The organism is Paenibacillus sp. J22R160 (genome assembly GCF_059692135.1).
Genome location: NZ_JCAUAU010000004.1, coordinates 626,143 through 637,405 on the forward strand (window position 1 = coordinate 626,143; position 11,263 = coordinate 637,405).

The 11,263-nt window shown below is 47.6% G+C and carries 6 protein-coding genes; 1 reads left to right on the forward strand and 5 read right to left on the reverse strand.

Annotation, left to right across the window (positions count from 1 at the left end; translation table 11 throughout):
* Window positions 1-9 precede the first annotated feature (9 nt).
* Entirely contained in the window at window positions 10-225 is a 216-nt protein-coding gene (locus AC58UW_RS13740) for a hypothetical protein (protein ID WP_497421176.1), read from the forward strand.
* Window positions 226-236: 11 nt separating this feature from the next.
* Here the strand turns inward: AC58UW_RS13740 and AC58UW_RS13745 are convergent, their stop codons facing one another.
* The 5 genes from AC58UW_RS13745 to AC58UW_RS13765 form a co-directional block, all read right to left on the reverse strand.
* A complete protein-coding gene (locus AC58UW_RS13745; protein WP_497421177.1) occupies window positions 237-728 on the reverse strand; it encodes a hypothetical protein in 492 nt (163 codons plus the stop codon).
* A gap of 107 nt (window positions 729-835) precedes the next feature.
* Window positions 836-2,287 carry a catalase KatA gene (gene katA, locus AC58UW_RS13750; protein ID WP_497421178.1) on the reverse strand — a complete coding sequence of 484 codons (1,452 nt, stop codon included), beginning with the start codon at window positions 2,285-2,287 and terminating at the stop codon, window positions 836-838.
* A 186-nt stretch (window positions 2,288-2,473) separates the two neighbouring features.
* Window positions 2,474-6,184, reverse strand: a complete 3,711-nt coding sequence (locus AC58UW_RS13755; protein WP_497421179.1) for a rhamnogalacturonan lyase family protein — start codon at window positions 6,182-6,184, stop codon at window positions 2,474-2,476.
* Between the two features lie 19 nt (window positions 6,185-6,203).
* On the reverse strand, window positions 6,204-7,244 hold the full coding sequence (locus AC58UW_RS13760) for an S-layer homology domain-containing protein (RefSeq protein WP_497421180.1): 1,041 nt from the start codon (window positions 7,242-7,244) through the stop codon (window positions 6,204-6,206).
* A 91-nt stretch (window positions 7,245-7,335) separates the two neighbouring features.
* Complete coding sequence (locus AC58UW_RS13765; protein ID WP_497421181.1) at window positions 7,336-10,464, reverse strand: rhamnogalacturonan lyase family protein; 3,129 nt, start codon at window positions 10,462-10,464, stop codon at window positions 7,336-7,338.
* Between the last annotated feature and the right edge of the window lie 799 nt (window positions 10,465-11,263).

The window sequence follows — 11,263 nt, forward strand, 5'->3', positions numbered from 1 at the left end:
GAGCCAGGAGTGAACAACGAACTGAACAAAACGCTTCTAACGGACATGCAGTTATTCGCGGCGGCACTCTCACAAGTGAATGTCGTCGTTATACAGTGCACGGCAGATGATATTCCTGTTTTTCTCACAGTGGGCAAAATTAGAAAATATACGCCGTTTGAGGTACAGATAGGTGAAATGTCCTATTTGCGCGAAGAAAGCGAGTTTCGCATAAAAGAAGACTAAACACGCAGAAGTCAATAAAATGTCACTTCACAATAAGACCCCAAGGGAATAATTTCATTTAAGTACTTGTACATGGCTTCTTTCTCGCGATTTTGAAGATGTCTATCTGCATAAAAATCAAAATAAATCAGACTTTCAGCGGCATCATATTTAATAAACGATAATTGACCGCAAGGAAATAGCCGATTAATGGCTTCAATAATGCCATATTGGTTCAAATTCCTGCGCTTTGCAGTTTGAACAACCGCCTCCGGAATGTCCTGTGGCGGTGGAACTTTATCCGTTTGCACCAAGTTATAGGCTTTCACTTGGTAGCAAACGTATGGATATAAGTAACCGCTTGCATACCGCCGCAGACTCTCCGCATCCTTTTCCGATAAGATCAGATCTTCATTCCATGCATAGATCGTCGCTTTATGCTTTTCCGGCGTATGAATCCGTACATATTTCAAATGCGGAAAACGATTTTTGACCAACTGCTCCGATAATAGACGAGTTCCCACCGTGATCACCTCTTCGGATTATTGATTTCTTCTCTCATGTATATGCTGCTTAAAAAAAGACAGCTAACCTTTTGCTACGAAAAGGTTGCTGTCTCTCTCTTATCATTTTATTCGGGTACTGATAATCCTAGACCCTCAGCGATACGAATGCCATATTCTGGATCTGCTTTATAAAAATGCGAGATCTGTCTGAGCTTGATTTCGTCCGACTCCACGGGCTTCATAGCGCCAACAATCGTCTGAACAAGCCGCGAACGCTCATCCTCGCTCAACAGCCGGTACAAATCACCAGGCTGCGTATAATGATCATGATGATCATAACCTACGCTGTCAGCTGATCCAGATACTTCAAAAGGCGCTATTTTGTTCTCAGGCGATTCCTTCGGCCCGCCTACGCTGTTCGGCTCGTAGTAGACCGAGCTCCCGCCATTGTCATCCGCACGCATTTGCCCGTCCCGCTGATACGTGTTCACTTCGCTGCGCGGCCGATTAATCGGCAAAGCCTGATGATTGGCCCCTACCCGGTAGCGATGCGCGTCCCCGTAAGCGAACAGGCGGCCTTGCAGCATTTTATCCGGCGAAACATCAATGCCTGGAACCAATGTGCCCGGTGAAAAAGTCGCTTGCTCAACCTCAGCAAAATAATTCTCCGGGTTGCGATCCAGCACCATGCGGCCTACCTCAATTAACGGATAGTCCTTCTGTGACCAAACTTTTGTCACATCAAACGGGTCAAAGCGATACGTGTTCGCGTCTTCAAGCGGCATGATCTGAACACACAACTTCCAAGATGGGAAATCGCCTTGTTTAATCGCATTGAACAAATCTTCCGTGTGATAATCCGGGTTGTCTGCCGCAAGCTGCGCCGCCACATCTGGTGCTAAATTCTTAACGCCTTGCTCTGTTTTAAAATGATACTTCACCCAGACCCCGGCGCCTTCGCTATTCACCCACTTGAACGTATGGCTGCCGAAGCCATGCATATGCCGTAGTGTCGCAGGGATGCCGCGATCCGTCATCAGAATCGTCACTTGATGCAGCGACTCAGGCGATAACGACCAGAAATCCCATACGGCATTTGGGTTTTTCAAATGCGTTTGCGGGTGGCGTTTTTGAGTATGAATGAAGTCCGGAAATTTAATCGCATCGCGGATGAAAAACACCGGCGTATTATTTCCTACTAAATCATAATTGCCTTCATCGGTGTAAAATTTGACGGCGAACCCGCGTGGATCACGCACGGTGTCCGAGGAGCCATTTTCACCCGCAACCGTCGAAAAGCGCACAAACAGCGGTGTCCTTTTACCAACCTCCGCAAAAAGACTTGCTTTCGTATACTTCGTTAAATCCTGCGTAACCTCAAAATAACCGTGTGCCCCTGCCCCTTTGGCATGAACGACCCGCTCCGGCACCCTTTCCCGGTTAAAGTGCGCCAATTTCTCCAATAGGTGGACATCCTGGATCAACGTTGGCCCATGCGCCCCAGCGGTTATGGAGTTTTGATTATCCCCGACGGGAGCTCCCCAGCTCGTTGTAAGTTTATTCTTTTCCGTACTCATTGCTCAATCACCTCTTAAGTATAATTGTGAAGCTCCCGTTTAAGCGCTCTCATCGCTGACAGGATATAGGTATGACAACCTTCTATTGCCTATTTCATATGTATTCGAGAACCTGTCTTGTTATGAAAAAGAAAAGCCCAGCGGAAAGATCACAGATCTCCGCTAGACCCCTCATATTAACCCTATTTATTTTAAAATATAACTGGCAACCTCACTCAAATCCTGAATATCAATGATGCCGTCAGCATGAACGTCCGCTTTGCTATTCCAGTTAGGATCCGTGCTCGTTTGTCCATAATGAGCGGCAATGAAGGCTAAGTCGCCGACGCTCACTTGACCGGAATTGTTAACATCGTATCCATGGCTTGTGTTCACAGAAGCTTGGAAGGCTGACAGTGAGGCATTCAGCTCAGCAACCGCTTGCGCGATTTCAGCTTGCGTGACATTTGGATTCGCTTGAACAGCTTTGGCTTTCGTAATTGCAGCTAAAAGCGCCGCTTTCGAGCCAGCTGGATATTCCCCTTGACCAATACCTTCTACCGCCTGTGCGTATGTCATCTCTGCTGTGCTAATAAGCGCATTCAACGCGGACAAGTCGGCATAGCGAATCGTAATCGGTTTCTCCACACCTTCGAAAGTCGTTTCCACAGCTGCCGCATTAGCGACTTGTGCAGAGCTGTAGACGTTGGTGGCAACCGTGCTGCTTACTGACTTGGCTCTAAGCTGAAGCGAGATCAGTTCGCTATTGCCCGTCACACCGTAATCAGTCCCTAAACTAACCAAGATGATTTGCACCTTGCCAGGAGTGTTGTAAACATTGCCAACAACACTTACACCCTCTTGCAAGCCTTTGGCTGACACATATTCGAAGTAATCCGGATCATAGGTAAATTTCACATCTTGCGCGATGATGGGTTCTGTAATTCCTCTCAGTCCGTATGTAAGCGAGAGCGTCTCGCCAGGTTTTAACGTACTTCCACCACTTAACGTAATGCCTGGCTCTTGGGGTTCACCCGCAGGCACCGTAATGCTCGGCATTGGCGGCTGGGTCATTCCCCCACCAAGGTAATAACTCACATGAGGCGGCTGGTTATAGCCGGTATTTTCACGGGCCACGCCTAATCGGTATACAGGATCTTGCATAAGTGTGTATAATCGATGATCTGTTACATCGGTTGTCAGATATATGCGCAGCGCGCTGCTGTCTTCGAGCCGCCACATGGCTTCTTCACGCCAGTCACCGAATAGATCGGCTTGCAGTCCTGGGTTTCCTTTTGTCCCATTGTTGGAGAAAGTCCCGTCGGCTGAAAGCAGCGTCTTTACTTGCGAATTCTCATAATCCCATTTCAAAATGTTACCTACACCTGTCAGCGTCGTATCGCTGTAGGTATGATCGAGCAGCTCACGCTGGAGATCTCCATCCCACCAAATCGCGAAGTTTGCAGGCGGAATATGCGTGGAAATCTCATTGCCCTTCACGTCGTACATGCCTCCGGAGATACTATTCCAGCCTCCCGCATCAATAGCCCAAGACTCGGCTCCTTTGTACCTAGGGTCGATATCGGCGGACACGCCACGACCTACATCATAAGTCGTAGGTTTGCCCCAAATGAGCTCGCCTGTTTTCGCATCGCGGAATTCCAAGCCTGCACGACTCGGTTTTTCCTCATGAACCTGAAAAACCTCGTAGCCAGGACGATCCGGATCCAAGTCACTCAGATGCATGGCATCTCCATGTCCCAAGCCTGTTGTGTAAAGTCCTGTACCATCGTTGTCAACCGCCATTGCACCGTAGACAATTTCATCTTTGCCGTCGCCATCAACATCAGCAACGCTTAGGTTATGATTTCCTTGACCAGCGTAGCTGCCATTTCCGGGAGTGTTTGAATCAAACGTCCACGCTTTCGTTAACTGTCCATCTTGCCAGTTATACGCGACAAGAACTGTTCTTGTGTAGTAGCCACGTGCCATAATCAGACTCGGGTGCTCGCCATCCAGATAAGCAATAGCTGCCAGAAAACGATCGACCCGGTTTCCGTACGTATCTCCCCAGTTCCCTACGGTGCCCCTTGGAGGTTCGTAGGAAGTATTGGTAAGTGTTTTACCCGTTGCACCTTCAAAAATGCTCAAATATTCAGGACCGGTTAAAATATAGCCAGATGAATTCCGATAATCCGCTGCCCCGTTCCCAAGCACGCCACCAGCCCCATCGATGGTTCCATCTGCCGTTTTCATTGCGACTTCCGCTTTGCCGTCTCCATCCAGATCATATACCATGAACTGTGTATAATGGGCACCAGCCCGAATATTTTTACCCAAATCAATACGCCATAATTGTGTGCCGTCAAGCTCATACGCATCAACAAAGACATTGCCTGTGTAACCAGACTGAGAGTTGTCCTTGGAATTGGAAGGGTCCCATTTCACAACATACTCATATTGTCCATCGCCATCCAAATCACCGACACTGACATCATTCGCATTGTACGTGTAGGCGACCCCATCCGGAGTAGTACCCCCCGTAGGTTTATTTAGCGGAATATCCAGATGATTCGTTTCCATGACAGACGCGCTGCCCGTAGCCGTTTGTTCAATTCCGCTCAACACCGCTCGAACCGTATAAGTCGATTGGAGCGTACCTTCCGTATCAAGGAAGTTGGTACTTGAAGTGATCGGGGAGCTGTTAACCTTATGGCCGTCCCGATACAAATTGAATGAGATGCTGCTTGGCTCTGTGCCCAGCAATCTCCAACCGACATAAACGCCATTGCTCACTTTAATTGCTGTAGTTCCGCGTTCCAGACGTTCCATTTGACGTTTGAAGACTTTCTTAATCGGTGATACGACAGAGGCCGTGAGATCGGAGAGCCCCGCCGAATTAACAGCAGCAATTTTGTAATAATAAGGAACATTCGTTGACACGGATTGATCTACATAGGATGAATCTGACGATCCAGCAATTCTGCTGTAAGTCCCCGACTCGTTTGCCGATCTATAAACATAGTAGTATACAGCTCCGGAAACGGAGTCCCAGTCTAAGCTAACGGAACTTTCTGTCGCATCAGCGATTTGCAAATGTGCAGGAACAGCTGGTATTTGCCCCGTTCCGTCGGCGACAGTTACCGTCAACGGGTCACTTTTGGGTGATTCATAACCACTGGTCGTGTTCGTAACCGCATAGGTGTAAGTTAAACCAAGCTCAACTGAGCTGTCTGCATACACCGCTGCGCTTGTTGTTCCGATTTTGGCATAATCAGCTTGACCTTCACCTTTCCTGTAAATGCTGTATTCGCTCACGCCCTGTGCGGCATTCCAACTAAGTTGTACGCTTGGAGTTGGCGCAACGCTCACGCTATCAACCTTGACACCACTCATAACTACGGCTGGCGTAATCTCGATAGCGTTGACACGGCCGTCATTGCCGCCAATGTCGACATTCATCTGTCCATCTGCGACAGTGACAACAGCGGTGATATCTTGAAAACTGCCGCTGGCCGTATTCGTAGCGCCTCGATTTATCCCCTCAATTGTAACTGCAGTCTTATTGCTTGCCGTTCCATCGCCTGCGGTAACTTTAACAAAATAATCCCCATTTTCCATATCCACTTTAAATGAGAAGCTTTTATCAATTACAAAATCTCTTAAAATATCGCTAAAATTGGCTCCACGGTCTCGGCTTGCTATTGTTTTGCTTAGACCAAATCCAGCAGCACTGCTGTACAAGGTGGATTCGGAAACTCGTGTATAACCGGAGGCTACAGGACTTGTCGCTGTTCCGAAATCAAAGAGGTAGGCATGAGGAGCAGCTAAACCCGTGTTAGGAAGCATTGTTGAGCCTGAAAATATGGCAAACGCCATCGTTGTACTTAAAAAAAGCGGAAGTTTTCTCATTTTCATAATCGCATTCATCTACCTTTCATTTGGCCGATTGGAAATTATCGTAAGCTGCGAGAATTAATACAGCCGCTTCAGCTCGTGTTGCATGGTCATCAGGCACAAAATTGTTATTGTCTCTGCCTTGAATCAGTCCTGCTTTTCGTGAAGCTTTGATTTCTTGCAGCGCCCAAGCCGGGATCTGATCTTCATCAGCGAAAGAAACCGCCCCATCGGAGTTTCCATCAAGACCGATTGCCCGTGCGACCATAACCGCCATCTCAGCGCGTGAAATGAGCCGATCTGCACCAAAAGAGTGGTCTTCGTAGCCTGTTACCACACCTGCGGATGCCGCTTCAAAAATATAAGTTTTGGCCCATTGCGGGATATCAGCGATATCGGAGAATTGCATAATCTGCGCATCCTTGCTAGTAAGCGAAATTGCTCGTACCAGCATAGCCGTGAACTCCGCTCGCGTTACCTTGCCATCCGGTTGGAAAGTTCCGTCATCGTAACCGTTTACAAAACCAAGTGATGCCGCTCTTTCAACTGCTTTTTGTGCCCAATGATTGGCCATGTCCTTAAAGGTAACAACAATTCCCTGTTTAGGCGTAATATCCATCGCAAGCTTGGAGTCAGATGTTATCGTTGCTGCTTGCATTGCGCTCGTCACTTCTTTGACCTGTAAAAGCTTGATCTCCGCTTGCCCTTCAGTCAAATTCTCAAACGTAAAGGAAGCAAGTTCCACATCCCCTGAATCCCCCGGTAATTTTCCAACTTTGGTATGGGCAAAAACAACTTGTCCATCTTTCACGATCGCTGGAACGGAAAATCCGTTCATCGGACTCGTTCCTTTTATAAAACGCAAATGCTTCGTATCATAGGACAATCGAATTTCGTAGCCAAAAAGGTCCGTCACATGGGTGCCTTTTACATCGACTCTAACCTGACTCCCGACTTGAGTTTGATTACCAGTCAGCGATAAGGTGTAACTGGGAGACTCAGCCGCCATAACTTGTAAGGGGATGAATGAGATGCACAGAAGTAAGCATAAAGCGAATAACAACCCTCTCTTTTTCAACATAGCCTCCGTCCTCTCTGTGGTGTGAATGGATAAAGGGGAGGAAAGCAGTCATATCCTGCCTTCCCACCCGTTAAATTAAGACATATACTTCTTAAAAGTCATCATTAATGATCAGCTGAGCAAGTGTGGAAAGATCTACGATATCAATCACTTTATCGTTATTGATGTCAAATTGTTTCCACTCATTCCAATCTGGGCTGTCAACTGTTTTACCATAAGCTTTAACCATAAGCGCCAAATCGCCGATACTTGCTTTGCCATCATTCGTATAGTCACCAGCAGCTTTCGTAACCACGGATTGACGGAAAGTTTGAAGTTTAGCGGAAAGCTCAGCAATCGCTTGGTTAATAAGCTCTTGACCAATAGTCGGATCATTCGCTGCTAGAAGCGCTTTATCAATAGCTGCTTGCAGAACCGCTTTGGAACCAACAGGATACTGTCCTACATGGCTGCCTTCAACAGCGCTGCTAATTACACCCTGTGCTTCAGCAATTAGAGCATTCAACTGCGTTTTGTCTCCAGAGCCAATTTGCACAGCGAACGAACTGCCCTGCAATTGCTGCTCCGTACCTTCACTGTTCGCAACAGTTAGCGCTGAAACGGCTGCAGTTCCTACGCCGGATTGCACGGAGGATTTGGCCGTCAAGCCGATGGAGAAAAGCGGACCGTTCGGACGCGCCTGTTTGTCACCGAAATGAACGCCAAGAATGCGAAGCTTGCCAGGTGTTAGCTTATAATCAACGACTTTGAATGTGTCTTCGTCCAATGAAACAGGAGGCGTATTGTTAATATCCAACTTGGTCGTATCCACATCAATTGTGATATCCTCAGCCACTACTTCCGTGGAAACATGCTCCAGGCCGTAAGTAACATTGAAAGATTGCCCAGGAGCGACAGCATCAGGACCACTCAAGGAAGCTCCTACGGCAAAAGGCTTCAAGTTTGGAATCGGAACCTTCGACCAGTCCGTATCTGAGGCAAAATAAAAGCTTGTATACGCTGGCTGATTGTACGCTGTGTTCTGTCTTGCAATCTCAGCACGATATTGTGGATCATGCATCAACGTGTAGATCTTATGATTCGTTACATCCGTGCTCATGTAAATGCGAATTGCCGAGCTGTCCGTCTTGCGAACGAGCAGTTCCTCTCTCCAATCGCCAAAAATATCGGCTACAAGGGATGGGTTCCCTTTCGTGGAGTTATTTGTCGTCGTGCCTGTAGCCGTCAGTGCTCTAGCCCCGCCCCAAACGTCAATCGTAGGCGTTGAGCCATCCGCACCGTTCACAAGTTGCGTCGTCATGTTGCCGGCCCATTTGATGCTCATATTTGTGCCTGGCATGGAAGTTCCTAATGTTGTGCCATCTGCCATTCTTAGGGCAGTAGCCCATGTTTCGATACCTCTTTTGGTTGTATCCACGTCGCCGATCATGCCACGACCTGTGTCTTTCCCTGTGTATGCACCATAGATAGTCGCACCTGTCTGGGCGTCACGGAAGGAGTAACCGTAAGGTACGCCTGTCGCGCCTTCGTGAACCATGAAAATTTCTAAACCAGGGCGATCAGGGTTAATATCAGTGACGTGCAGCGCATCACCATGACCGAGCAGTGCATAGGTTCCGGCATTCGGGCCTGCAGCAATCGTATCTCCGGAGCTGTACAATAATTTGCCATCATGGTCAATCGTTGAGGAACCGTATACAATTTCTTGCTTGCCGTCGCCGTCCACGTCAGCACTTGTCAAGGAGTGAGCTCCCTGTGTGGTCAGTGACGCATTAGCAGGATTGGAGCCCGCTCTGCCGTGAGGCGTGTCATTGAAAGGATTCGTCATTTTTACCCATCCGCTGTCTACGAACCAATATTCCTCTAAATGTTTACCATTCCAGCGGTACGACACGATCGTACTTCTCGTATAGTAACCTCTGGCAATGATCGCATACGGGTTCTGACCATCCAGATAGGACACACCTGCTAAGAATCGGTCAACACGGTTAGCCGGCTCGATTCTTCCAAGCGCGTAATCCCCCCACATAAGTCCGTCATCTTCACGCCCCGGCTTATAGTGGATGGTCTCCATTTCTTTGCCTGTCGCGCCTTCAAACACCGATAAATACTCTGGACCATCTACAATAAATCCTTCGAATTCGCGCAATTTGTTATTCGCGCTTCGGCTTGGAGCATACACGTCTATAAAATAATCCGCTAAAAGCTTCGCATCCCCTTCGGAAAGCGGGTAGGAGTACTTTTTGGCAATACCGAAGCATTCTTCCAAGGTTTTAGGCCATGAACCGTTAAGCACCTCTGGATGCTTATCCCAATTCATGAACATGTTCACCACATGATCGTAGTAGCCTTGGGCACTCAATCGATAATCGTCCGTGTTGGAGTACCCTTTGGCAAGATCTTCGCCCGGCATCGTGATGTAATTCGTAGATGTCACATTACCTTGAGCATCGTACTTGCTGACCTTCGTACCTGGCGCTGTTTTGAACATCATCTCTGATTTTCCGTCGCCATCGAAATCATAGACCATGAATTGCGTATAATGTGCGCCCGCCCGAATATTGACCCCAAGATCAATACGGTACAATAATGTCCCGTCAAATTTGTAACAATCTACGTATACGTTGCCTGTATAACCTTTTTGAGAGACGTCTTTGGAGTTGGACGGGTCCCATTTGACGAAGTATTCATACTGGCCATCTCCATCCACATCGCCAACACTCATGTCATTCGCTTTGTAGGTGTATGCTTCGCCTTTCGGCGTAACGCCGTCTGCCGGCTTTTTCAAAGGCAAATCGTAGTAACCGCTGCCCCATGGTGTCACAGAGGCGCTTTTATCCACTTCGTTTCCGTTAGCCACTGCAGCTACGTAATAGTGCGAGGTAGCCGTGCCTGTGCTATCCAAATAATTCGTGCTATCGTCGACCGTGGCAATCTTCACGCCATCTCTATACACATTAAAGTTTGTCCCCGTTAATCCCGTGCTGGAGTAACCTGTAACCTCGTTGCCAAGCAGCCTCCAACTAAGAAACACACCATTGCCTTTGACAACCGCTGCCAAGCCACGATCCAAATATTCCAATTGAACGCCTGATGTCGTCCCCTGATTGCTTGTTTGTACTTCAGCTGCTGCTGTTCCGACCATGCTGCTAAACATCACCATGCAGCCCGTTGTTATAGTAAGCGCTTTCTTTGTTAGACTGAATTTTCTGTTGGCCATGCTTTTTGTCACCATCCTTCTCGGAGATATGTCGCGGAATTTATCAGAAAATGCGCTATTTGCGATACAACACGTTTCTTTTTATCGACTTTTGTCGAATTATGATAGGCGTCCTGAATAGATCATATGGGTTATACGCAGCCTCCTTTCGTCGTAACTAAATAACTTGATGATGATTCGTCCATGTTTCTCACTACCTCTCAAATGATACATTGTGTATTTTTTATTTGCCAAATAAAAAACCGTTATTTTTGTTCAAGAAACAGTTATATTCCCGAAATGGTGGGGACGGGCTCTTGTGAGGGTGGGGTGGAAGTTGGCTCTACGGTGAATAGGTTGATGGGAAAGTGCGGGATTGGTAAAGTAGCTAACCATAGGTCTGACGATTTGACCGTCAGACTTCTGCAGATGCAACAACTATATGGCTCCGTCAGAGGGAACTACAGGCCACTATTCCTCTGAAAAGGCATGTTTTCCACCTGCAGGGGGAACTACGGTCCGCTATTATGCCACTTTTCAACTAGAAACATGCCGCGCTGGCCAAATAAGACCCTACAGTTCCGCTCGGATAGGAAATAGCTCATTTTCCTGTGAATAGCGGACTCTAGTTCCCTCAAGTAAATCCTTGGCGGAATTCTCGCCAGGTTTTTTGAAATTTGTTATTGGCAGGTGGGGTGGAAGTTGGCTGTACGGTGAATAGGTTGATGGGAAAGTGCGGGATTGGTAAAGTAGCTAACCATAGGTCTGACGATTTGACCGTCAGACTTCTGCAGATGCAACAACTATATGGCTCCGTCAG

Coding starts and splice junctions, on each gene's coding strand:
- katA (WP_497421178.1), bottom strand. CDS start 2,287: ATGAGTACGGAAAAGAATAAACTTACAACGAGCTGGGGAGCTCCCGTC.
- AC58UW_RS13755 (WP_497421179.1), bottom strand. CDS start 6,184: ATGAAAATGAGAAAACTTCCGCTTTTTTTAAGTACAACGATGGCGTTT.
- AC58UW_RS13760 (WP_497421180.1), bottom strand. CDS start 7,244: ATGTTGAAAAAGAGAGGGTTGTTATTCGCTTTATGCTTACTTCTGTGC.
- AC58UW_RS13765 (WP_497421181.1), bottom strand. CDS start 10,464: ATGGCCAACAGAAAATTCAGTCTAACAAAGAAAGCGCTTACTATAACA.